17 protein-coding genes and 1 riboswitch are annotated in these 22631 nt (G+C 71.3%); of the genes, 8 read left to right on the top strand and 9 right to left on the bottom strand.

Features of this window, described 5'->3' with window-relative positions:
- The first annotated feature begins 2 nt into the window (after positions 1-2).
- A complete protein-coding gene (locus tag ACKI2N_RS25710; RefSeq protein WP_420991630.1) occupies positions 3-908 on the top strand; it encodes a LysR substrate-binding domain-containing protein in 906 nt (301 codons plus the stop codon).
- 20 nt (positions 909-928) lie between these two features.
- Here ACKI2N_RS25710 and ACKI2N_RS25705 read toward each other — a convergent pair whose 3' ends face one another.
- Complete coding sequence (locus tag ACKI2N_RS25705; RefSeq protein WP_420991629.1) at positions 929-2605, bottom strand: S-layer protein; 1677 nt, start codon at positions 2603-2605, stop codon at positions 929-931.
- A 367-nt stretch (positions 2606-2972) separates the two neighbouring features.
- Positions 2973-4901, bottom strand: a complete 1929-nt coding sequence (locus tag ACKI2N_RS25700) for an ATP-binding protein (RefSeq protein WP_420991628.1) — start codon at positions 4899-4901, stop codon at positions 2973-2975.
- A 140-nt stretch (positions 4902-5041) separates the two neighbouring features.
- Here ACKI2N_RS25700 and ACKI2N_RS25695 point away from each other — a divergent pair, with 140 nt between their 5' ends.
- Together ACKI2N_RS25695 and ACKI2N_RS25690 are read left to right on the top strand one after the other, a co-directional pair.
- Entirely contained in the window at positions 5042-5437 is a 396-nt protein-coding gene (locus tag ACKI2N_RS25695) for a response regulator (RefSeq protein ID WP_420991627.1), read from the top strand.
- Positions 5438-5676: 239 nt separating this feature from the next.
- The gene (locus ACKI2N_RS25690) at positions 5677-6912 is read left to right on the top strand and encodes a YbfB/YjiJ family MFS transporter (protein ID WP_420991626.1); all 1236 of its coding nucleotides are present in this window, start codon (positions 5677-5679) and stop codon (positions 6910-6912) included.
- 18 nt (positions 6913-6930) lie between these two features.
- Here the strand turns inward: ACKI2N_RS25690 and ACKI2N_RS25685 are convergent, their stop codons facing one another.
- Positions 6931-7239, bottom strand: coding sequence for a DUF1272 domain-containing protein (locus tag ACKI2N_RS25685; RefSeq protein ID WP_420992057.1), 309 nt, complete (start codon positions 7237-7239; stop codon positions 6931-6933).
- A gap of 133 nt (positions 7240-7372) precedes the next feature.
- Between ACKI2N_RS25685 and ACKI2N_RS25680 the strand changes: the two genes are divergently transcribed.
- Positions 7373-8332, top strand: coding sequence for a GlxA family transcriptional regulator (locus ACKI2N_RS25680; protein WP_420991625.1), 960 nt, complete (start codon positions 7373-7375; stop codon positions 8330-8332).
- A 61-nt stretch (positions 8333-8393) separates the two neighbouring features.
- Entirely contained in the window at positions 8394-8873 is a 480-nt protein-coding gene (locus ACKI2N_RS25675) for a DUF2501 domain-containing protein (RefSeq protein ID WP_420991624.1), read from the top strand.
- A gap of 38 nt (positions 8874-8911) precedes the next feature.
- On the opposite strand, the gene ACKI2N_RS25670 is transcribed toward ACKI2N_RS25675, so the two are convergent.
- The gene (locus ACKI2N_RS25670) at positions 8912-10465 is read right to left on the bottom strand and encodes a methyl-accepting chemotaxis protein (RefSeq protein WP_420991623.1); all 1554 of its coding nucleotides are present in this window, start codon (positions 10463-10465) and stop codon (positions 8912-8914) included.
- Positions 10466-10828: 363 nt separating this feature from the next.
- Positions 10829-11088: riboswitch (cobalamin riboswitch) on the top strand.
- Between the two features lie 122 nt (positions 11089-11210).
- Here ACKI2N_RS25670 and ACKI2N_RS25665 point away from each other — a divergent pair.
- Genes ACKI2N_RS25665 through ACKI2N_RS25655 form a run of 3 tightly spaced genes read left to right on the top strand, consistent with a single transcriptional unit; the run spans position 11211 to position 16093 of the window.
- The gene (locus ACKI2N_RS25665) at positions 11211-13454 is read left to right on the top strand and encodes a TonB-dependent receptor (RefSeq protein WP_420991622.1); all 2244 of its coding nucleotides are present in this window, start codon (positions 11211-11213) and stop codon (positions 13452-13454) included.
- 7 nt (positions 13455-13461) lie between these two features.
- The gene (locus tag ACKI2N_RS25660) at positions 13462-15000 is read left to right on the top strand and encodes a PepSY domain-containing protein (RefSeq protein ID WP_420991621.1); all 1539 of its coding nucleotides are present in this window, start codon (positions 13462-13464) and stop codon (positions 14998-15000) included.
- Positions 15001-15034: 34 nt separating this feature from the next.
- The gene (locus ACKI2N_RS25655) at positions 15035-16093 is read left to right on the top strand and encodes a HoxN/HupN/NixA family nickel/cobalt transporter (protein WP_420991620.1); all 1059 of its coding nucleotides are present in this window, start codon (positions 15035-15037) and stop codon (positions 16091-16093) included.
- 102 nt (positions 16094-16195) lie between these two features.
- On the opposite strand, the gene ACKI2N_RS25650 is transcribed toward ACKI2N_RS25655, so the two are convergent.
- From ACKI2N_RS25650 to cobN, 5 genes are all read right to left on the bottom strand, one after another.
- Positions 16196-16633, bottom strand: a complete 438-nt coding sequence (locus ACKI2N_RS25650) for a type II toxin-antitoxin system VapC family toxin (RefSeq protein WP_420991619.1) — start codon at positions 16631-16633, stop codon at positions 16196-16198.
- Complete coding sequence (locus ACKI2N_RS25645) at positions 16630-16872, bottom strand: type II toxin-antitoxin system Phd/YefM family antitoxin (RefSeq protein ID WP_420991618.1); 243 nt, start codon at positions 16870-16872, stop codon at positions 16630-16632. The genes ACKI2N_RS25650 and ACKI2N_RS25645 overlap by 4 nt, the downstream gene beginning before the upstream one ends.
- A 217-nt stretch (positions 16873-17089) precedes the next feature.
- Positions 17090-17551 (bottom strand): vWA domain-containing protein, encoded by a 462-nt coding sequence (locus ACKI2N_RS25640; protein WP_420991617.1) that lies wholly within the window; start codon positions 17549-17551, stop codon positions 17090-17092.
- A 209-nt stretch (positions 17552-17760) separates the two neighbouring features.
- Positions 17761-18801, bottom strand: coding sequence for an ATP-binding protein (locus ACKI2N_RS25635; protein ID WP_420991616.1), 1041 nt, complete (start codon positions 18799-18801; stop codon positions 17761-17763).
- Positions 18798-22598: a cobaltochelatase subunit CobN gene (cobN, locus tag ACKI2N_RS25630; RefSeq protein ID WP_420991615.1), complete on the bottom strand. Its 3801-nt coding sequence runs from the start codon at positions 22596-22598 to the stop codon at positions 18798-18800. Before cobN ends, ACKI2N_RS25635 begins: the two co-directional genes overlap by 4 nt.
- Between the last annotated feature and the right edge of the window lie 33 nt (positions 22599-22631).

The raw sequence follows: 22631 nt of genomic DNA, 5'->3' as shown, positions 1-22631 counted from the left end.
CCATGCAACTGAAATGGATCGATGACCTGCTGGTGCTGGAAAAGACCCGCAGTTTTTCGCGTGCCGCCGAGTTGCGGCACATCACCCAGTCGGCCCTCTCGCGGCGCATCCGTTCGCTCGAGGACTGGACCGGCGCGGTGCTGGTCGACCGCAACACCTTCCCGCTGGACCTCACCCCGGCCGGCAAGACCTTCTGCGCCAGCGGCCGCGAAGCGCTGACCCTGCTGATGGACGCGCGCGCCACCTTGCGCCAGGAAAGCCGCATGCCGGGCAAGGCCATCCAGATCGCCGCCGGGCATACCTTGTCGCTGACCTTCCTGCCGGCCTGGCTCAAGGCCTGCCAGGCGCGCTACGGCCAGTTCAACGCGCGCGTGGTGGCCGCCAACGTGCTCGAGGCCGTGGTAGCCCTGTCGGAAGGCAATTGCGACCTGATGCTCGGCTACAACCATGCGCGCGTGCCGGTCTCGCTCGACGCGGACAAGTTCCGCAGCCTGACGGTGGGCCACGACCTGCTGATGCCGCTGAGCGCGCCCAACCTGCGCGGCGGGCCGCTGTTCTCGCTGGGCGGCAACGGCAGCAAGCCGATTCCCTACCTGGCCTATACCGCCGGCACCACGCTGGGCCGCGTGGTGGAAGTCATCCTGGAAAACACGCCGCCGCGCCGCCCGCTGGAGCGCTGCTACGAGGCGGACATGGCCATCCTGCTGATGAAGATGGCCATCGAAGGGCACGGCGTGGCATGGCTGCCGCGCACCACCGCGGCCGACGCGCTGGCCGCGGGCACGCTGGTGCCGGCCGGCGATGCCGGCTTGCAGTCCGCGCTGGACATCTGCGCCTACCGCGCCGCGCACGCCGGCAATCCCACCCTGCTGGAACTGTGGGACGTGCTGGAGCGGCAGACGCAGTAGCCACGCGCGCGCCTTGCGCCTTACGAACCCACCGTCACGAACACCGGGTTCGAGTAGAACCACAGGTCGTTGTAGTTGCGCGCGTTGATGGTGTTGAAGCGCGCCACGTCTTCGGTGACCGAGGTACGGTCGTCCGCCAGCGGGTTGCCGTTGGCGGTCTCGCCCGGCACGTTCATGCCGAGGTTGGTGCCGCGCAGGCGGAAGTACTGGCTCTTGGACGCGGTGTAGGTGTACGTCACCGTGTTGTAGCCGTCCTTGTCCAGCTTCCAGTCGGCCTTGGTGAAGGTGGCGATGACCTTGGTGGAGTCGTTGGTTTCCTTGTTGTAGCCCGGCGTGCCGGCCGCCGCGCGCGGCGTCACGTCGCCGGCGATCAGGTCGATGTGGTCCACGGTGGGCCTGGCGTTGACGTTCACGCCGCTGTCCAGCGGGTACTCGTAGTTGTTGCGGTCCGGGCTCTTGAAGCGGATCGTCACGGTCACGGTTTCGCCGGCCTTGGCCTTGAGTTCGCCGCCCATTTCACGCTTGGTCGCGCCCGCGGCCGCGTTGAAGTCCAGCGCGTTGATCAGGTCGCCGAACACCGCGAACGCCTTGCCCGAGCGCAAGCCTTCGAGCACCGCCTTGATGCCGGTGTTGCTGTTCTCCAGCCAGACGTAGTTCTTGGCGTACTCGCCCGGGAAATAGCCGCTGCTGTTGGCGCCGATGGTCTTGAAATGGTGGTCCGAGCTGGCCACGTTCCAGAAGCGGCGCCCGTCGCCCAGCAGCGCGTCCCACATGCCGCCCACCTGGGCCACCACGTAGTCCACGCCGCCGTAGGTGCGCGCCTTCACGTTGGCGGGGATGTAGGCGGTGTTGAAGCCGCCGCGGTCCGGTTCCATCTGGTTGCCGACCATGCCTTCGACGGCGAAGGCGATGTTCGGCGCGGTGTCGTTGATCTCGCGGTAGTCCGCCGCGGTGTACTTGAGCGGCATGCCGCGCGACGGATGGTTGATGAACGCGTAGCTGGTGTCGGGATAGTTGTCCTTGAGCCAGGCAAAGGCAGCCATCGCGTCGGCGTGGGTGTTGAACTTGCGCGGGCCCTTGGCATTCCAGGCCGCCACGTCGACGGGGTCGAACTGCGTGTCCGGGCGGTTGGTGAAGAAGTACTCGAACTCGCTGGCGGCCTTGAGCACCGGCGCCAGCGGCGCGCCGCCGAAGATGCCCACGTTGACGTGGTCATGCGTGGGCATGTCCCACTCGAAGCCGGAGAAGATCAGCTTGCCGGCGTAGCGGCCGTCGGCCTGCAACTGCTTGACCACCGGCACTTCGTAGGTGGCCATCGCCTTCGAGTACGGCACCGCGCCGCCGGCGATGGGATTGCCTTCGTGGTCGCGCGTGGACGGGCGCAGGTGGTTCGTCAGCGCGGTCCAGTCCAGGTTGTTGACGGTGAAGGCTTTGTCCAGCACGGCGGTCAGCGGGCTTTGCGCGTCGTCGGACTCGATGGTGTGGACGTGCAGGTCGCCGGTGGTCCACTTGCCGGTGACTTCGGCCGCGGGCGGCGGCTTGGGCGCGTCCGGCGTGGCCGGCGTGCCGGGCGCGGCCGGGGCGGCCGGCGCGGCGGGGGCATTGCCGGACTGGTCGTCGTTGCCGTTGCAGCCGTAGAAACCGGCGGCGACGAACAGCGCGGCCGCCAGGCCGATGATGGATTTGGTATGACGCATTGGACTTCCCTGGTGACTTCTTTTTTTGAACGTATTGACCCGGCATGGCCGCGCGCCTTCGGCCGGGCGGCAGTGTCGGTGCACTGCGTCTGGTACCGGTCCGGCCGCGCTGGCAAGGCTCTTGTGGGCGCCGATGGTGACCGGCGTTCATGACAGGGAAGTGAAGCAATGAAAACACATCCGGCATTCCTGTCGAATGTCATGGCCGGGCGACGTTTCCTCGCAGCGAATCGCCGTTCCGACTGGCAGAATCCCGTTTTTCACACGGCTGTCATGCCGGCGAGCCCGCGCTGCGGCGAGCCAAAGCCGTTGGGAAGAGGAAAGAACCGGATCGGCGAGGTCTCGGTCCGGCCGGCCCCCGGCAGCGTCAGGCCGCCTGCCGGCCGCGCTCCGGAACCACCGCCGCCTGGATCGCCTCGCGCAGGGCCTCGGCGGAAAGCGGCTTGTGCAGGATGCGAAAGCCGCTGGCATCGAGTTCGCGCAGGCGGTCGGGCGCGGTGTCGCCGGTGACGACCAGCGCCGGCACCTCCGCCCGCAGGTAGTCGCGCAGCGCGGCAATGGCGGCAAAACCGGTCGTGCCGCCCGCGAGCCGGTAGTCCGCCACGATGATGTGCACCGGCACGGCGTCGGCCGCATCGCCAGCACTGGCGGCATCGGCGGCATCGGCCACGGCGGCGGCATGCGCGCGGCACGCCTGCGCCGCGCTGGTGCCGGCATAGACGGCGTGGCCCCACAGCACCAGCAGTTCGCCCAGCGCGGCCAGCACGCGGGCGTCGTCGTCCACCAGCATGATGCCGAGGCGGTGGTGGGCAGGCGCCGCGCCGCTGCATTCGCCGCCGGCCGGCACCGGGACCGGCAGGGCCGGCGCTTCCGCGCGCGCCACCAGCACCGAGAAACGGGCGCCGCGCCCCGGCACCGAGCGCAGCCTGACCTCATGCCCGAGCAGGGCCGCCAGCCGCCGCACGATGGCCAGCCCCAAACCCAGCCCCTGCTCGGGGTGGCGCCGCGCATCGGGCAGTTGCGCGAATTCCTCGAACACGCGCGCCTGCTGCGCCGGCGCGATGCCGGGGCCCTGGTCGATCACCTGGATCTCGACCCCGCCGGGCCGGCGCCGCGCGCCGAGCAGGATCTTGCCGCCCGGCGCATAGCGCAGCGCGTTGGACAGCAGGTTGTCGAGAATGCGCCGCAGCAAGGCCGGATCGGTATCGATCCATGCGTCGGTGGCGACCACGCGTAGTTCGCCGCCGCACTGGCGCGCCTGCCCGGCGTACTCGCCATGCAGTTCGCGCAGCAGCGCGCCGAGGGCCACCGGGCGCCGCGCCACCGGCATCAGCCCGGCGTCCAGCCGCGACACATTGAGCAGGCCGTCGAGCAAGCCGCCCATATGGCCCAGGGTGCCGTCGATCCTGGCCGCGACCTGGGCGGCGTGCGCCGCCGCCACGTCGCCGCGCCGCGCCATGCTGGCCAGCGTGGCGGCGAACAGGCCCAGCGCGTGCACCGGCTGGCGCAGGTCGTGGCTGGCGGCGGCCAGGAAGCGGGTCTTGGCATTGTCCGCGGCGGTGGCGCGGTCGCGCTCGCGCTCGAGCTGGCCGATCAGCGCTACGTTCTCGAAACGCAGGCGCACGCCCTCGAGCACGCTGCGGTAGGTCACGCGGCAGTAGTAGAGGTTGACGCAGGCCAGGCACAGCGCAAAGGCGAAGAACACGTTGTACAGCGGACCGCCATGCCACAGGCAGTTGAGCATGAAGGGCAGCACCATGGCCGTCATCGTCCCGACGTAGGTCAGCGGGCGCGCCGACAGCGACGGAATCGCCCCGCTCGTCATGCCGGCGATGATGATGATGCAAAAGGCCACCAGGGTCGGGTCGGGCGGCAGAAAGACGGCCGACCCGAGCAATCCCCACAACAGCCCGGACAGCCACGACATGGCCGTGAAGCGCTGCGCCCACGCCCGCGGCGACAGGCTGCGCGGCGCGGCCAGCGAGGCCAGCGTGAGCGGCGCGGCGCCGTCGGCCCGCGCATGGCGGAAGTACTGCACCGAATTGAAGATGCGCACCGCGGTAAGCAGGTAGACCATGGCCAGCCAGCCCAGCAGCAGCTTCAGCGGCGCGCCGTCCTGCAGCACGTAGAGCGCCGGCAGCGGGATGATGAAGTTGGCGAACATCACCGCGTTGGACTGCCGGTAGAGCAGCCCCACCATGGCCGCCTCGATCTGTTCCTCCGCGCAGCCGTGCGGCGCGGCGGCGTCGCCGCGGGGCCATGCCGTCGAATCTGGGGAGGGTGCTGGGGCTGGCATTGGCGATCCGTGGATGGGTGGGCGCGGGCGCCGGGCGGCCGGCTCCGGAGAAAACCGGAGCCTGATAATATCGCTTTCGTCCGCGTCCGTCCGCGCCGGACAAACAACACTACCTGCCGCCGGCCTTGCCCACTGCCCCGATGCACGCCTCCCCCGCCCCGCTGCGCGCCGTGCTGGCCGACGACCACGCCATGGTCCTGGCCGGCCTGCAGATGCTGCTCTCGACCATGGACGGCATGACGGTGGTGGGAGAAGCCGCCGATGCCGGCCAGCTCGCCGCGCTGCTGGCGCGCGGGACGGCCGACCTGCTGGTGGTCGACCTGGGCCTGCTCGGCGCCGGCGCCGCCGCCCTCTCCGCGCTGCGCGAACTGCGCGCGCGCCATGCGGCGCTGCGCATCCTCGTGCTGACCGGCAACACCGGGCCCGGCACCGCGGCCGCCACGCTGGCCGCCGGGGCCGACGCCTTCCTGGTCAAGGACGGCAATATCGGCGCGCTGATTCCCGCCATCGAAGCCCTGCGCGCTTCCCGCCGCTAGCGCGCGGCCCGGACCGGCAATTTCACGCCGCCTTCCGCCGCCTTCCGCCACTTCCCGCACGCCGCCCAAAAGCCACGGCGCACGCCCGCCGGCGCGCCGAAGAATCTCCTTGCATTCTGTATCGGTTGATATAGTATCTCGTTCTATATCACTTGATACACAATCCACGCGCCGCGCACGCCACGTGGCAGCCGGGCCGGCCGCCGCCAGCGGCCGCGAGTCCCCCGCAGGAGAAGTCCATGCCACAAGACACGATAGCCATGCCGGTACGCGCCGGGGCGCCGCTCGATACCCGGGCGATGTTCGCCATGCTGGCCGGCCTGTGCGCCAGCCTGGTCGCCATCGGCCTCGCGCGCTTCGCCTACACGCCGCTGATCCCGCCGCTGATCCAGGCGCACTGGTTCACCTCGTCGCAAGCGGTCACGCTGGGCGCGGCCAACTTCGCCGGCTACCTGGCCGGCGCCTTGCTGGGCCGCCCCATGGCCAGCGCGCTGTCCAACCGCACCGCGCTGCGGCTGCTGATGCTGGTCGCCACGGTCGCGTTCCTTGCCTGCGCGTTTCCGCTTTCGGTGAGCTGGTTCTTCGTGTGGCGCTTTGCCTCGGGCCTGTCGGGCGGCGCCATCATGGTGCTGGTGGCGACGACCATCCTGCCGCACATCCCGCCGGCACGCCGCGGCTTTGCCGGCGGCATGATCTTCCTCGGGCTGGGCCTGGGCATCGCGGCCTCGGGCACGCTCATCCCGCAATTGCTGCGCCTTGGCCTGCGGGACACGTGGATCGGGCTCGGCGTGGTCGCGCTCGTGCTCACGGCCGTGAGCTGGTTCGGCTGGCCCGCCGGCAACGCCCCGCAGCAGGCCGCCCCGGCCACCGCGGCCGCGGCCGCGGCGCCGGCGCGCCGCGACGGCGCTGCGATGCGGGTGCTGTACGCCCAATACGCGGCGAACGCGCTGGGCCTGGTGCCGGCCATGGTGCTGCTGGTCGACTACGTGGCGCGCGGGCTGGGCCGCGGCGCGGCGGTCGGCTCCGGCTACTGGGTGCTGTATGGCGTCGCGGCCATCGCCGGCCCGGTCCTGTGCGGCAACGTGGCGGACCGCATCGGCTTCCGCGCCGCCTATCGCATCGCCCTGGCGCTGCAGGCGCTGGCCGCGGGCATGCTGGCGTTGTCCGGCAATGCCGTGCTGATCGGCGTGGCCGCGGTCATCCTCGGCGTGTTCACGCCCGGCGTGGTGCCGCTGGTGCTCGGCCGCATCCACGAGATGGTGCCCCACGACCACGCCGAGCAGCGCGCGGCGTGGGGCCGCGCCACCACCGCGTTCGCCCTGTTCCAGGCGCTGGCCGGCTACGGCTACTCCTACCTGTTCGGCATCACGCACAACAACTACGCGCTCATCTTCGCCTGCGGCGGCGTGGCGCTGGTGCTGGCCCTGCTGGCCGACTTCGCGGTGCGCGGTCGGCGCGCGCGCGGCGCGCACTGAGACGGATGCCTGGCGCGCTCAGCGCTGCTCCGGCGCAATGCCCGCGATGGCCGCCGCGAAGCGCGCATGCGCCTGCGGGTCGACCGGCTTGTGCTTCTTCTGCGTGCTGGCCGGGTCGTGGGCCAGGCAGTTGTCGTTCTTCCAGTTGCGCGCGGGCCGCACCGGCCTTGCCGTGAAGCCACCCCCGCAGTTGGGACAGACGTTCTGCAGGATGGTGTCGACGCACGCGGCGCAGAACGTGCATTCGTAGCTGCAGATGCGCGCGTCCGTCGCCGCCGGCGGCAGCGCCTTGTCGCAGTGTTCGCAAGTGGGCCGCAGTTGTAGCATCATGTCTCCCGGGATGGCGTGGTCAGGTAATTTATGTGCCATGGTAGGAACAAAGCACTGCGCCGGAAAGCCGCTAACCTGCCAATCTGCGTAAAAAACCTGCCACGCATGACTGGCCATGCTTCGAAACCGCATGAAACGGATCTACTTCGTGGTGCCGCCCAAGGTGCACGTGCTCGACCTGGCCGGGCCGCTGCAACTGTTCGGCGCGCTGGGCGAGCTGGGGCTGGGCGCGGTGGAGTGCATCTGCACGGGACCGGAGCGCGAGCAGAGCAGCTTCCAGGGCCTGGCGCTGAGCGCGCTGCGGCCCTTGCCCGCCCGGCTGGCGCGCGGCGACACCGTGATCGTGGCCGGATGCAAGCTGGTCCCCGGCGCACCGCTCGCGGCCGGCAACCGGGTGCTGGTGCAATGGCTGCAGGACGTGGTGCGCCCGCGCCTGGGCGACATCACGCTGGCCAGCGTCTGCACCGGCGCCTGGCTGCTGGCCGCCGCGGGCCTGCTCGACGGGCGCCACTGCACCACCCACCACGACTACCTGGAGCGCCTGCAGCGGCGCCACCCCGCCGCGCGGGTGCTGGCCAACCGCCTGCTGGTCGACGACGGCGGGCTGGTCACGTCGGCCGGCGTCACCGCCGGCATCGATCTTGCGCTGCACCTGATCGCGCGGGATTTCGGCGCGCCCGCGGCAATCCGCGTGGCGCGCGACAACGTGGTGCCGTTCCGCCGCCTGAGCCAGGACCCGGCGCTCGACGCGCAATTGCGCTACCGCAGCCACGATCATGCGGTCATTCACGCGGTACAGGATTTCCTCACGGCCCAGCCCGGCTACGCGCTGCCCTACGAGGCCCTGGCCGCCCGTTTCGCGCTGAGCTACCGGCAACTGGCGCGGCTGTTCCGGCAGCAATGCGGCGTGACGCTCAAGCAGTACCAGCAGCAATTGCGCATCGCGCTGGCACGGCGGCTGCTGAAGGAAAGCGACTGGCCCGTGGAACAGGTTGCCGCGCAATGCGGCTTTGCCAGCCCGCACGCGTTCCGCGCGGCGTGGCGGCTGGAAGAACCGGCGACGCCCTCCGCGTGGCGCACTGCACCCTGACAAGCGGCGGCGAGGCACTATATTGGAAGCTCGCTTTTCCACAGCCCGAAAGGAGCCTCGCATGAAAGCCCGCTTCCACCGCCTTACTGCCGTATCGATCCTGCTGGCCGCGCTGTTGCCTGCGGCCGCGGTCCACGCCCAGATCGGCGACCTGCTCAAGGGCGCCACGCAAGGCGGGGGCTCGGGGGGCGGCAGCGGCGGCCTGGGAGGCCTGGCCGGCGGCCTCGGCGGCGGGGGGGGCGGCATGCCTTCGCTGCAATCGCTGACCTCGGGCAGCACCGGCAACGTGGCCGGCGTGCTCGAGTTCTGCGTCAAGAACAACTACCTCGGCGGCGGCAGCGGCGCCGACTCGGTCAAGGACAAGCTGATGGGCAAGCTCGGCGGCGCGCCGGCCTCCGACCCCGGCTACAGCGAGGGCGCCAAGGGCATCCTCAGCAGCGCCGAGGGCGGCAAGTTCGACCTCAGCGGCGGCGGCCTCAAGGAACAGCTCACCAGACAGGTCTGCGACAAGATCCTGGCGCAGGGCAAGTCGCTGCTCTAGCTAGCCACCGCCCGCGCCCGCAGGCCGGGCGCCCCGCCTCAGGCCGCCAGCCGGAAGGCGGACACCGCGTGGTGCAGCGCGCCGGCCTGGTCTTCCAGCGAGGCCGCGGCCGCGCTGGCCTGTTCGACCAGCGCGGCGTTCTGCTGCGTCATCTGGTCCATCTGCGAGACCGCGCGGTTGACTTCCTCGATGCCGGTGCGCTGCTCGGCCGTGGCCGAGGCGATGCCGTCCATGATGGCGGTCACGCGGCCCACCGCGCTGACGATCTCGGCCATGGTCTGGCCGGCCTGCTCGACCAGCGCGGAGCCGCTGTCGACCTGCCCCACCGACTCCACGATCAGGGCCTTGATCTCCTTGGCCGCGTTCGCGCTGCGCTGCGCGAGGCTGCGCACCTCGCCCGCCACCACGGCGAAGCCGCGGCCCTGCTCGCCGGCGCGCGCGGCTTCCACCGCCGCGTTGAGCGCGAGGATGTTGGTCTGGAAGGCAATGCCGTCGATCACGCCGATGATGTCGTTGATCTTGCGCGAGCTGGCGGTGATGCCGCGCATCTTGTCCACCACCTCGCTCACCACGCTGCCGCCCTGCTGCGCGATCTGCGCGGCGTCCGCCACGTACTGGCTGGCCTCGGCCGCGTTGTCGGCATTCTGGCGCACGGTGGCGGTGAGCTGCTCCATGCTGGCGGCGGTTTCCTGCAGCGAAGCGGCCTGCTGCTCGGTGCGGCCCGACAGGTCGGTGTTGCCGGCGGCGATCTGCTGCGCCGCCGCGCTGATCGAGTCGGCCGACTGCTGGATGCCCGCCACGGTGCCGGCAAGCTGGTCGCGCATATGGCCGATCGCGTACATCAGGCTGGCGCGGTCGTCCGGCGCGGTGCCGGCGCGCACGGTCAGGTCGCCCGCGGCCATGCGCAGGGCCAGCGCGGCCGCGTCGGCAGGCTCGCCGCCCACCGATTTCTGGATGCTGCGGATCACCAGCGTGGCCACCCCGGAAATCACGAAGCCGAGCAGCACCAGCAAGCCGATCGACTGATAAAGCGAGGAGCGGAACTGCGCTTCCACGTCATCCATGTAGGTGCCTGCCACCAGGTCCCAGCCCCACGGCTTGTAGCGGGCCACGTAGCCGATCTTGGGACTGGGCTGGTCGCTGCCCGGCTTGGGCCACCAGTAGTCCAGGTGCCCGGCGCCTTCCGGCGAGGCGCCGCGCGCCGCGATCTCGACGTAGAGCGGCAGGCCCTTCGCGTCCTTGAAATCGATCATGTTCTTGCCATTGAGCTTGGCATTGATCGGATGCATCACCAGCACCGAATCCGCGCCCACGATGGTGATGTAGCCATCCTTGCCGTAGCGCTGCGCGGCGATGCGGGCCGTGGCCTGGGCCTTGGCCTCGTCTTCGCTCATCTTGCCCTGGCGCGCCAGTTCCGCGTAGTCCCGGATCAGCGACAGCGACATGTCGACCACGTTGGCCAGTTCGCCGCGGCGGTCGGCCATCTGCAACTGCCGGGTCTGGAAGGCGTGCATCACGGTCAGCAGGAGCAGGCCGAGCCAGGCCAGCACGAGAGGAATCCACAGCTTTTTTCGCAGGGTCAGATGGTTCATGACAGGGTTCGCTTTATCGAGGCATATGCCGGCAATGCAAAAGGCACGCGGCTTCCCGGATATCGGAGCCCGCCTCCCCTTCTTTAGCGGTACGCGCGGCTTCTCCGCACGAAGCCCGCGGCTCCTCGTAAAAATGCCGCATGAAGCACCGATATCGCAGCAGGATTCTTCACCTTGGTGCAGCCACACCGGGTCAATGCGCTGCGGCGGCGCACGTCCGGCATGTCGTCTGCCATGTCGTCTGGCATGTCCGTCTGCCATCTCCGTCTGTGGCGCATTGGCACACTCGCGGACAAGCCGCCTTTCAATATTTGTTTAAATCCCGTTACAATCCGCCTCGCACCCCCGTTGCTTATGCAATTGGGTTGCAACTGGTTCGAAGGTGCCTCCGTTCGCCGCGCGCGGCGGGGGTTAAACGGGAAACAGGTGCGCCGCCGCCATGCCGCGGCAAGTCCTGTGCTGCCCCCGCAACGGTCAGCAGGTAGAAAGGTGTCACGCCGCGCCTCACAAGCAGCGGCAGCCACTGCGCGTCGAACGCGCGGGAAGGCGGCACCCTGGACGCGCCCCTGGCGGCAATGCGTCCCCCTGCGAGCCCGGATACCGGCCTGCGATCCATCACCGGGGCTGCGGACGGGCGGCCAGGCGTGAGGCTGCCGGGCAAGCGCCCGGCGCCGGCGCGCGCGCGTCCGCGGCTTGTTCGTTCATTGCCGCGGGCGGGGTCGCCCGCGGCCACGATGGAAACACGATGTCCGCGCGCCTTCGTTTTGCCCGCACCGTCTTGCCCGGCCCTGCCCGGCTCCGCTTCACTCCCACCCGCCGCGCGCTGGCCCGCCAATGCGCGCTGGCGCTGTCGCTCGGCGCCCTGGCCGGCGCCGGCGCGGATGCCGCCCGCGCCGCCGACGACACGGACGCTCCCGGCCGCGCGCAGGCGCGGAAAGACACCGCGATATTGCCGCCGGTGGTCGTCAGCGGCGCCGCCACGCCGCCGGGCCTGTCGCTGTCGGAACCGGCCAGCACCGGCAGCCGCCTGGGCCTGACGCCGCTGGAGACCCCGGCCAGCATCGAAGTGCTGCCCGGCGAGGTGATCCGCGAGCGCGGCGACCTGACCGTGAGCGACGCGGTATCGCGCGCCACCGGCATCACCGCCGGCGGCGCGCCCGGCAACGGCGGCACCGCGCTCGCCGCGCGCGGCTTCTCGGGCCAGGGCTCGGTCATGCAACTGTACGACGGCACGCGCCTCTACGTGGCGGCCGGCACGGTGACCTTCCCGTTCGATACGTGGTCGGTCGAGCGCATCGAAGTGCTGCGCGGCGCGGCCTCCGTGATGTACGGCGAGGGCGCCATCGGCGGCGTGGTCAACGTGATCCCGAAGAAGCCGCTGCGCGGCCCCATCGCCAACGAACTGCAGCTCACCGGGGGCACGCAGCGCACCGCGCGCGCGGCTTTCGACAGCGGCGGCGCGGTCAACGAGAACCTGTCCTACCGTTTCAACGTCAACTACGGCCGCTCGGCCGGCTGGGTGGACCGCGGCGAATCGCGCGACGTCGACGTGTCCGCCGCGGTGCGGCTCGACGTGTCGCCGGAATTCAACCTCACGCTGTCCTACGACGACGGCGACCAGCATCCGATGCGCTACCTCGGCACGCCGCTGGTCAACGGCAGCCTGGACACCTCGCTGCGCACGAAGAACTACAACGTGGGCGACAGCACCATCACCTACCGCGACCGCTGGACCCGGCTGGCGGCCGAGTGGCAGCCCAACGACCGCGTCGCCGTGCGCAACCAGTTCTACTACCTCACCAGCCAGCGCCACTGGCGCGATGCGGAGTCCTACACCTACCTGCCGGCCACCGGGCAGGTGCGCCGCACCGATTACCTGGAGATCCTGCACGACCAGGAACAGATCGGCGACCGCGCCGACCTGAAGATCGACGGCCGGTTATTCGGCATGGCCAACACCGCCATGGTGGGCTTCGACGTCAACCGCATCAACTTCACCCACAGCAACAACTCGCCCTACGGCGGCGCCTCCACCGTCGGCGCCTACCAGTTCGACCCCGGCCAGTTCTTCAGCCCGCCGGGCGTGGTCACCTCGCCGCGCTACCGCACCCACACCACGCAGGCCGCCCTGTTCGGCGAGGACCGCCTCAAGCTCACGCGGCAATGGTCGGTGATCGGCGGCGTGCGCTTCGACCACGCCCAACTGGAGCGCGGCAACCTGCTGACCGGCGACGACTGGACGCGCACCTTCAACAACGCCACCTGGCGCGCGGGCACGGTCTACGAATTCACGCCGTCGCTGTCGGTCTACGCGCAGTACGCCACCGCCACCGACCCGCTCGGTGCGCTGATCACCACCTCGGACGCGCAGAAGGACTTCAAGCTCGCCACCGGCCGGCAGATCGAAGCCGGCGTCAAGCAATCGTTCTGGAACAAGCGCGGCGAATGGACTTTTGCCGCCTACCAGATCGTGAAGAAGAACCTGCTCACGCGCGACGCCAGCAACCCGGCGTTGTCGGTGCAGGTGGGCGAGCAGTCCTCGCGCGGGCTGGAGGCGTCGCTCGGCATCGAACTGATGCGCGGCCTGCGCGTGGATGCCAACGGCACCGTGCTGCGCGCCCGCTACGACGACTTCGCCGAAAGCGTGAACGGCGCGCTGGTCTCGCGCAACGGCAACGTGCCGACCGGCGTGCCGCAGCAGGCGGCCAACCTGTGGCTGACCTGGGCGTTCGCGCCGCGATGGCAGGCGGGCGGCGGCCTGCGCTACGTGGGCCGGCGCTATACCAACAACGCCAACACCACGGCCATGCCCTCGTACACGGTGGTGGATACGTCGCTGCAGTGGCGCGTGTCGCGCCAGGCCGCGCTGACGCTGCGCGTCTACAACCTGTTCAACCGCAACTACGCCGAGACCTCCGGCAACAGCGGCGGGCAATGGCTGCTGGGCCGCCCGCGCGCGGCCGAGCTGTCGGCCAGCTTCTACTTCTAGGCCGGCCATGACGCGCCCCTCGCTGTCCTGGCGGGAACACTGCTGGCGCTTCACGCGCCGCTGGCTCTACCTGGTGCACCGCTGGGCCGGGATCGCCGGCTGCCTGCTGATCGCCATGTGGTTCCTGTCGGGGCTGGTCATGATGTACGTGGCGTTCCCCGCGCTGACCGACAGCGAGCGCCACGCCGGCCTGCCGCCGCTGGACCTGCCGGCGGTGCGGGTCACGCCCGCCGCGGCGATGGCCGGCGCGGGCCTGGACCGCTTCCCGCGCAGCCTGCGCCTGGAGACGATGGGCACGCTGCCCGTGTACCGCATGGTCGACTGGCGCGGCCAGCCGCATACCGTCTCCGCGCGCGACGGCACGCGCATCGAACAGGTGGACGCCGCCGCCGCGCGGGACATCGCCGCGCGCTTCGCCCACGCCGGCGGCGCGCGCTGGGTCGAGACCGCCGCGCGCGACCAGTGGACCGTGCCCAACGGCCTGAACGCCTGGCGCCCGCTGCACCGCATCGCGCTGGACGACGAGGCCGGCACCGAGCTGTACGTGTCCGCGCGCACCGGCGAAGTCATGCGCGACACGAACCGCGCCGAGCGCTTCTGGAACTGGCTGGGGGCGGTGCCGCACTGGCTGTACTTCACGCCGGTGCGCGCCGATCCGCCACTGTGGCGCCAGGTGGTGCTGTGGACCTCCGGCGTGTGCGTCGCCGTGGCGGTGAGCGGCATCTGGATCGGCTGGCTGCGGCTGCGCGTGCGCCGCCGCTTCGCGCACGGCAGCGCGGGCGGCACCTCGCCCTACCACGGCTGGATGGCCTGGCACCACGTGGCCGGGCTGGGCGGCGCGCTGTTCCTGCTGGCGTGGCTGGCCAGCGGCTGGCTTTCGGTCAATCCCAACCAGTGGTTCCCCGCGCGCAACTTCGACCAGGCCGCGCTGGAGCGCTACGCGGGACAGACGCTGCCGCGCTTTCCGGAGCTCGACGGCGGCGCGCTGGCCGCGCGCCTGGACGGCATGGCGGCGCCGCGCGAAATCCGCATGGCGTGGCAGGCGGGACTGCCGGTGCTGCTGGTGGCGGACGCGGGCGAAGACGGGCTTGCCGGGCTTGCCGTACGCACCATACGCGCCATACGCGCCGACGACGGCAAGACGCCGGCGCTGAGCGACGCGGCGCTGGCCGCGGCCGCGGCCAGCCTCGTGCCCGGCGCCCGCGTCGCCGGCAGCGAACGCCTCGCGCAGCCGGACGCCTACTGGTACGGCCATCACCAGCCGCGCAGGTTCCCGGTGCTGCGCGTGCGCTTCGACGACGCCGCGCAAACCTGGGCCTATATCGACCCGGCCAACGGCAGCCTGCTCGGCCGCAGCGACCGCAGCCGGCGCGCCTACCGCTGGCTGTTCAACGCCGCGCACAGTTGGGACCTCGGCTGGCTGCTGCGGCACCGGCCAGCGTGGGACATTGCCGTGTGGGCGCTGTCCCTCGCCGGACTCGTCATCTCCGTCAGCGGCGTGGTGATAGGCTGGCGGCGTTTGTTCCGCCCCCGCCGCCGCTCCTGAAAACCGTCGCCGACCGACTCCATCCCCTGCCCCCATGCTCCGCTTCCTCGCCAGCATCTTCAACGACCAGCACGCCGACGTGCGCCGCAAGGTCATTGCCCTGTACGCCTTCCTGATCGCCGCCAACGTGGGCGCCTGGATCTGGGCGCTGGCCGCCTTCCGCGACCATCCCATGCTGCTGGCCTCGGCCGTGCTGGCCTATACGCTCGGCCTGCGCCACGCCGTCGACGCGGACCACATCGCCGCCATCGACAACGTCACGCGCAAGCTCATGCAGGAAGGCAAGCGCCCGGTCACGGTGGGCTTCTTCTTCTCGCTCGGGCACTCCACCGTGGTCACGATGATGTCCGTCGGCATCGCCGTCGCCGCCGCGGCGCTGCAGACGCGCTTCGCCGACATGAAGGCGGTGGGCGGCATGATCGGCACCAGCGTGTCGGCGCTGTTCCTGTTCCTGCTGGCCTTCTTCAACCTGCTGATCCTGATCTCGGTGTGGCGCGCGTTCCGCGCCGTCAGGCGCGGCGAGCCTCTCAAGGAGCAGGACCTGGACCTGCTGCTCAACAACCGCGGCTTCCTCGCGCGCATCTTCCGCCCGCTGTTCCGCCTCGCCAGCCGCAGCTGGCACCTGTTCCCGATGGGCCTGCTGTTCGGCCTCGGCTTCGACACCGCGACCGAAGTGGCGCTGTTCGGCCTGTCCGCGGCCGAGGCCGCCAAGGGCGTGCCGTTCTGGACCATCATGGTGTTCCCGGCGCTGTTTACCGCCGGCATGTCGCTGGTGGACACCACCGACGGCATCCTGATGCTGGGCGCCTACGGCTGGGCCTTCACCAAGCCGATCCGCAAGCTCTACTACAACATGACCATCACGCTGGTGTCGGTGGTGGTGGCGGTGGTGATCGGCGGCATCGAGGCGCTCGGCCTGATTGCCGACAAGCTCGGCCTGGAAGGCGGCGTGTGGGACGTGGTCGGCGCGCTGAACGCGCACTTCGGCATGCTCGGCTACGTCATCATCGGCGTGTTCGTGCTGAGCTGGCTGGTGTCGATGGTGGTGTACCGCGTGCGGCGGTACGACGAGATCGAGGTGCGGATGGGATGACGGCGCGCTGTTGCAAACGCGATGTGAACGCGGTGAAGCAGCGATGGAAACGGAACGAAGCCGCCTGCGCATGCGCGCGGAACGGCCCGCGCGGTGGCGGACTCAGGCGAACACGATGCCGCCGGCCCGCCGCATCGCATCCGCCAGCGCGACGTCGAAGGTCGCCAGCGCCGCGCCGCTGCGCAGCGCGAGATCCAGGTAACTAGCGTCATAGGCGGTCAGCGCGTGCTCGCGGGCCAGCCCCATGACGACCTCGCTGCGCTCCGCGGGCGCCGCCACGTCGGTCTCGATCGGCAGGCGGCCGAGCTTGGCGACGAAATCCGCCACCTGGGCCTCGCTCACGACCTGCCTGCGCTCGGCCACCAGCAGCGCGTTGGCGGTCTCCACGTGCCACAGCGGCGGCACCAGCACGCGGCATGACGGCAGCGCCGCGAGCACCCGCCCGGCGCAATCGGCCTGCGCCGGCTCCGTCCGCTCGAACAGCCAGGCCAGCGCCACGGAGGCATCCAGCACCAGCGCCGCCGGCACCGCCGACGTCACCGGCGCCCCTCCGCGATCCAGCGGCCGAGTTCGTCGGCCGCCACACCCTGCACCCGGGTAATGGCGCGCATCGCCGCGACCGCGGCTTCCGCGCCGAGCCGGCTGTTGTCCGCGCTCGGCACGAGGTCCGCAATGGGACGGCCACGCTGGGTGATGGTGAAACGCTCGCCCTGCTCCACCTTGCGCAGCAATTCGGGCAGCCTGGTCTTGGCATCGTAGGAACCCACCTCGACGAACATGCTAGCCTCCATCTGGTCTATGAACTGGTCTAGTCTAGCAAATTTGATGGAGGTGGTACGGGCAACGCTTGCGTCGCGTTGTTGTGCGGTCACATGAGCTCCTTTCACGATGACGTCGGATGGCACAAATGGCTTCGGATGCATGCAGGATGCGAGGTATTTTCAGCCGCCATCCGATTCTGGGCACCCGCGACCATCGCCAGGAAGTCCCGGATTCTCATTTTAGAAGTGCTTCCACCGCCACCCACTCCCCGCCCCACGCCGCCGCCAGTTCGCGGCAGCGCCCCAGCGCCACCGCCTGCTGTTCGAAATCCACCACCATCACGGCATCCGCCCCGCGCGGGCGCGCGGGCTGCTCCGCGCTGCGGCCGTCGCTGAGCAGCCACAGCCAGCGCTGCTGCGCCGGGCGGCGGCGGGCGGCGCCGGCCAGCACCTCGCCCGCGCGCTGCATGCCGAGCGCGAGCGGCGTGCCGCCGCCGCCGGCGATCGGGCGAATCCAGGCTTCGCTCCACGGCCGCGCGCGGGCCGGCTGGAGGCGGACTTCGGCGTGGCTGCCGGCAAAGCACACCAGCGCGACCTCGGCACGGGCCTGGTAGGCGCGCTGGAGCAGGCGCAGCAGCACGCCCTTGGCCAGCGCGAGCTGGCGGCCGTGCAGCATGGAGGCGGAGCAGTCCAGCACGAAGCAATGCAGCACGCCGGCGTGGGCATGCTGCGCGCGCAGGCGCAGGTGCGCGGGCGCGAGCGGCCCGGCGCGCTTGGCGGCGAGCGTGCGGGGCCAATCGATGCGGCTGCCGGCGGGACGGCCTTTCTGCGGCCGTGGCGCGGCGAAGCGAGGGGCTTGCCACCGGTTGCCGCCCTGCCCGGAATCGGCGGCGGCCTGCCGGTGGCTCAGGCTTTTTTTGCGGGCAGCGGCCTCACGGACTTGACCGGGGCGATGCCGGCCGCGCCGCTGTCCGCGGGCGGCGGCAATGCGCCCCAGGGATTGGCTGCGCTGCCGGCGTCGCCGCGCTCGCCCGCCTGCGCGTCGGCCTCCGCGCCGTCCGGCGCGCGGCCGGCATCGGGCGGCGCCTGCCGGCGATGATGCAGCACCAGTTCCGCCACGGCATCCACATGCGCCGGCGCGATGGCGGCGTCGCCTTGCAGCGCGGCCAGCGCGCGCGCCGCGCGCAGCATCACGAGGTCGGCGCGCACGCCGTCCACGGCGGCATCCAGGCACAGGCGGCCGACGCGCTCGTGCACGGCGTCGCCGAACGTGAGCGCCGGCAGCGCGGCCCGCGCCGCGCGCACCTGCCGCGTCAGGGTTTCCTGCGCGCCGGCATGGCGCGCGCGCAGCGCCGCGGGATCGGTGTCAAAGGCCAGCCGCGCGCGGACGATGGCCTGGCGCTGCGCCGCGTCGGTGCAGTTCTCCAGCGTCAGCGCCAGGCCGAAGCGGTCCAGCAGTTGCGGGCGCAGCTCGCCTTCCTCGGGGTTCATGGTGCCGACCAGCACGAAGCGCGCCTCGTGCTGGTGCGAGACGCCGTCGCGCTCCACCACGTTGACACCGCTGGCGGCCACGTCGAGCAACTGGTCGACGAGGTGATCGGGCAGCAGGTTGACCTCGTCGACATAGAGCACGCCCTGGTGCGCGCGCGCCAGCAGGCCCGGCGCGAAGCGCACCTCGCTCTGGCGCAGCACGTGGCCGAGGTCCAGCGTGCCGACGAGCTGCTCCTCGCTGGCGCCCAGCGGCAGCGTGACGAACTGCCCTTCGGGCAACAGCTCGGCGAGCGCGCGCGCGGCGGTGGACTTGGCGGTGCCGCGCGGGCCGCTCACCAGCACGCCGCCGATGCCGGGGTCCACCGCGGCCAGCAGCAGCGCCTGCTGCAAGCGCGGCTGGCCCACCAGCGCGCTGAACGGAAACGGCAAGCGCGGGCGCTGTGCGGCGGCGGTCATCGGGATGCTCCTTCAAGCGCCTGCTCGCTGTCGAGCAGGTGTCGTTCGAGTTGGGCGCGGCGCTCGCCGGGTTCCTGCCACAGGCCGCGCTGCGCGGCCTCGAGCAGGCGCTCGCAGATGGCGTGCAGCGCGCGCGGGTTATGCCGGCGCAGGAAGGCGCGCGTGCCGGCGTCGTTGACGTAGGCGTCGGCCACCAGCGCGTACTGGTGGTCGGATACCACGCGCGTGGTGGCGTCGAAGCCGAACAGGTAGTCCACGGTGGCGGCCATCTCGAAGGCGCCCTTGTAGCCGTGGCGCTTGACGCCGTCGATCCATTTGGGATTGACCACGCGCGCGCGGATCACGCGGCTGATTTCTTCCTGCAGCGTGCGGATGCGCGGCGCGGCCGGGTTGCTGTGGTCGCCGTGGTAGATGGCCGGCTGCGCGCCGCCGAAGGTGCGCGCGGCGGCGGCCATGCCGCCCTGGAACTGGTAATAGTCGTTGGCGTCGAGCAGGTCGTGCTCGCGGTTGTCCTGGTTCTGCACCACGGCGTCCAGGCCCGACAGGCGCGCGGCAAAGCTGGCGCGCGCCTCCACGCCGTCGGTGCCCTGCCCGTAGGCATAGCCGCCGGCATGCAGGTAGGCCTGGGCCAGGTCGTTGTCGTCCTGCCAGGCGCGGCTGTCGATCAGGTCCTGCAGGCCGGTGCCGTAGCCGCCCGGGCGCGCGCCGAACACGCGCCAGCCGGCGCGCCGGCGCGCCTCGGCGGCGGGCAGGCCCTGCGCTTGCAGGCAGGCGCGCTCGGCCAGCACGCGCGCGCGCAGCGGGTTGAGTTCAGGCGGTTCGTCGAGCTCGGCCACCGCCTGCACGGCGGCGTCGAACAGGCGCATGACGTTGGCGAACGCATCGCGGAAGAAGCCCGACACGCGCAGCGTCACGTCCACGCGCGGGCGGTCGAAGATGGCCATCGGCAGGATCTCGAAATCCGTGACGCGGAAGCTGCCGGATGCCCACCTGGGCCGCACGCCCATCAGCGCGAAGGCCTGCGCGATGTCGTCGCCACCGCTGCGCATGGTGGCCGTGCCCCAGACCGACAGGCCCACCGCGCGCGGATAGTCGCCATGCTCCTGCAGATGGCGCTCGATCAGCTGGTTGGCCGACTTGAGGCCGAGCGTCCACGCCGTGCGCGTGGGCACCGCGCGCGTGTCGACCGAGTAGAAATTGCGGCCGGTGGGCAGCACATCCGGGCGGCCGCGCGACGGCGCGCCGCTGGGGCCGGGCGGCACGAAGCGCCCGGCCAGGCCGCGCGCGAGCTGCAGCATTTCCTGCGCGCCGCAGGCGTCCAGCCGCGGCGCCACCTCGGCGTGCAGGCGCGCCAGCACCGCCGCGGCCCGCGGCAGGCCGGCGGGCGCGGCGCCCTCGTCGAGCCAGCGCGTCGCCAGCAGCTCGAGCCGCTCGCGCGTGTCGCCGTGGTGGCGCCACGCGCCGGCATCGACGGACATCAGCAGGGCCGGGCGCGGCCCGTGCCACGGCGCGCCCCAATCCGCGTCGAGCGGGTCGAAATCTTCGCCCAGCCCGAGATCGGCGGCGAGCGCGGCCAGCAGGCTGGCTTGCGCGCCGCGGCCGTCGCCGCTCGGGAAACGGCCCAGCGCGAGCAGCGTGTCGCGCCGCTGGCGCCCCTGCGGCGACACGCCGAACACATGCAGGCCGTCGCGGATCTGCGACTCCTTGAGCTCGCACAGGTACGCATCGGTGCGGTTGAGCAGCGCGTCCTCGCCGTCGCTGTCGGCCGGCGCGTCGAGTCCCAGCTCGCGGTGCAGCTGCTGGTCCACGATCAGCTCGAGGATGGACTTGCGCAGCAGCCGCGCGCGGCGCGGGTCGACCGCGAGCGCCTCGTAGTATTCGTCGACCTGCCGCTCCAGGTCCTGCAGCGGCCCGTAGTTCTCGGCACGCGTAAGCGGCGGCATCAGGTGGTCGACGATGACCGCCTGCGCGCGCCGCTTGGCCTGCGCGCCCTCGCCCGGGTCGTTGACGATGAACGGGTAGAGATGCGGCAGCGGGCCGAGGATGGCGTCGGGCCAGCAGGTGTCGGCCAGCGCCACGCTCTTGCCGGGCAGCCATTCCAGGTTGCCGTGCTTGCCGACGTGGACGACGGCATCGGCGCCGAACGCATGGCGCAGCCAGAAATAGAAGGCCAGGTAGCCATGCGGCGGCACCAGCTCGGCGTCGTGGTAGCTGGCGTAGTCCTGCGCGCCGGTGGTCCCGTCCTCGCCGGGCCGCGCGTGGGCGCGCGCCGGCTGCAGGCCGACGAACAGGTGGCCGCTGCGCACGCCGGCGATCATGAAGCGGCCCTGCCGCACCATCGGGTCGTGCTCCGGGCTGCCCCACCGCGCGGCGATGGCGCGCTGGTTTTCCTCGGGCAGGCCGCGCAGGTGGCGCAGGTAGTCCGCCATCGCCAGGCTCTGGAAGGCGGGGCGCCAGCCGTGCTGGGCGAGGTCGTTGGTGATGCCTTGCGTCAGCCCGCGCATGAGCGCGTCGCCGTCGGCGGGCAGGCCTTCGCAGCGATAGCCCTGCTCGCGCAGCATGGCGAGGATGCCCACCACCGAGGCCGGCGTGTCGAGGCCCACGCCATTGCCGATGCGCCCTTCGCTGGACGGATAGTTGGCCAGCACCAGCGCCACGCGCTTTTGCGCGTTGGGCAGATCGCGCAGGCGGCACCAGCGCCGCGCCAGTTCGGCCACGAAGGCGATGCGCTCCGCGTCGGGCTGGTAGCGCACCACGTCCACCTCGGTGTGCGGGCAGCGGTAGGCCAGGCCCTTGAAGCTGACCGCACGCGTGATGATGCGGCCGTCCACCTCGGGCATGGCGATGTGCATGGCCACGTCGCGCGCGCCCAGGCCCTGGCTGTCGCGCAGCCAGTCCTCGCGGTTGCCGCCGCTGAGCACCACCTGCAGCACCGGCGCGTCGCCGGCCAGCGCCATGGTTTCGGGCGCGTCGAGCGAAGACACCGCGAAGGCGGTGGTATTGAGCACCAGCGCCGCGCGCTGTTCCGCGCAGAGCTGCTGCAGGACTTCGCGGCACAGCGCGTCCTTGAGCGAGTTCACCGCCAGCGGCAGCGGGTTGAGGCCCGCGGCGCGCAGCGCGGCGATCAGCGCGTCGAACACGGCGGTGTTGCCGGCCTGCAGGTGAGCGCGGTAGAACACCAGCGCCGCCACCGGCGCGCCGGCCATCCACTCGCGCTGCCAGTCCGCCATGGTGGCGACGCCGTGCGCCGGATGGTAGAGCGCGGCCTGCGGCAGCACGCGCGGCTGCAAGGCCGGCTCGCCCCAGCCGAACGCGTGGTGCGCCAGGCAGCGGAAAAACTGCTCGGCGTTGTCGGCGCCGCCTTCGCGCAGGTAGCGCCACAGCGTGGTGGCCAGCGCCGCCGGCGCGTTGCCGCGCGCGAGCAGGTTGGCGTCCTCGGCGAGGTCGCCGGAAAACATCACCAGCAACTGCCCGCGCGCGCGGGCCAGCTCGGTCAGCCGCTCCAGGCCGTAGGCCCAGTCGCTGTCGCCGCCGAGGTGGTCCACCACCACCACGCTCGCGTGCTGCAGCACGTCGTCCACGTACATGTCGAGCGAGGCCGGCTGGCGCAGGTACATCTGGTTGGCCAGCCGCACCGTGGGAAAATCGTCGCCCAGGCGCGGAAACACGCCGGCCAGCAGCGACAGCGTGGTGTCCGCCGCGCTCAGCACCACGATGCGCGCCGGGCTCTGCGCGATGCGCACCACGCCGGCGTTGTCGTCGACGAAGCCGCCGGGGCGGGTGGAAAGCAGATGCATGCGCGTGGCCTGCGCGAACGTGTGCGCCGCAGG

Origin of the sequence: Cupriavidus sp. 30B13 (assembly GCF_049059565.2) — a bacterium.
Classification (GTDB): Bacteria; Pseudomonadota; Gammaproteobacteria; order Burkholderiales; family Burkholderiaceae; genus Cupriavidus.
This window is presented reverse-complemented; position numbering and strand designations above follow the sequence as displayed.

Bases quoted from the DNA above. Each gene is read 5' to 3' on its own strand.
- ACKI2N_RS25710 (WP_420991630.1), top strand. From the start codon at position 3: ATGCAACTGAAATGGATCGATGACCTGCTGGTGCTGGAAAAGACCCGC.
- ACKI2N_RS25705 (WP_420991629.1), bottom strand. From the start codon at position 2,605: ATGCGTCATACCAAATCCATCATCGGCCTGGCGGCCGCGCTGTTCGTC.
- ACKI2N_RS25700 (WP_420991628.1), bottom strand. From the start codon at position 4,901: ATGCCAGCCCCAGCACCCTCCCCAGATTCGACGGCATGGCCCCGCGGC.
- ACKI2N_RS25695 (WP_420991627.1), top strand. From the start codon at position 5,042: ATGCACGCCTCCCCCGCCCCGCTGCGCGCCGTGCTGGCCGACGACCAC.
- ACKI2N_RS25690 (WP_420991626.1), top strand. From the start codon at position 5,677: ATGCCACAAGACACGATAGCCATGCCGGTACGCGCCGGGGCGCCGCTC.
- ACKI2N_RS25685 (WP_420992057.1), bottom strand. From the start codon at position 7,239: ATGCTACAACTGCGGCCCACTTGCGAACACTGCGACAAGGCGCTGCCG.
- ACKI2N_RS25680 (WP_420991625.1), top strand. From the start codon at position 7,373: ATGAAACGGATCTACTTCGTGGTGCCGCCCAAGGTGCACGTGCTCGAC.
- ACKI2N_RS25675 (WP_420991624.1), top strand. From the start codon at position 8,394: ATGAAAGCCCGCTTCCACCGCCTTACTGCCGTATCGATCCTGCTGGCC.
- ACKI2N_RS25670 (WP_420991623.1), bottom strand. From the start codon at position 10,465: ATGAACCATCTGACCCTGCGAAAAAAGCTGTGGATTCCTCTCGTGCTG.
- ACKI2N_RS25665 (WP_420991622.1), top strand. From the start codon at position 11,211: ATGTCCGCGCGCCTTCGTTTTGCCCGCACCGTCTTGCCCGGCCCTGCC.
- ACKI2N_RS25660 (WP_420991621.1), top strand. From the start codon at position 13,462: ATGACGCGCCCCTCGCTGTCCTGGCGGGAACACTGCTGGCGCTTCACG.
- ACKI2N_RS25655 (WP_420991620.1), top strand. From the start codon at position 15,035: ATGCTCCGCTTCCTCGCCAGCATCTTCAACGACCAGCACGCCGACGTG.
- ACKI2N_RS25645 (WP_420991618.1), bottom strand. From the start codon at position 16,872: ATGTTCGTCGAGGTGGGTTCCTACGATGCCAAGACCAGGCTGCCCGAA.
- ACKI2N_RS25635 (WP_420991616.1), bottom strand. From the start codon at position 18,801: ATGACCGCCGCCGCACAGCGCCCGCGCTTGCCGTTTCCGTTCAGCGCG.
- cobN (WP_420991615.1), bottom strand. From the start codon at position 22,598: ATGCATCTGCTTTCCACCCGCCCCGGCGGCTTCGTCGACGACAACGCC.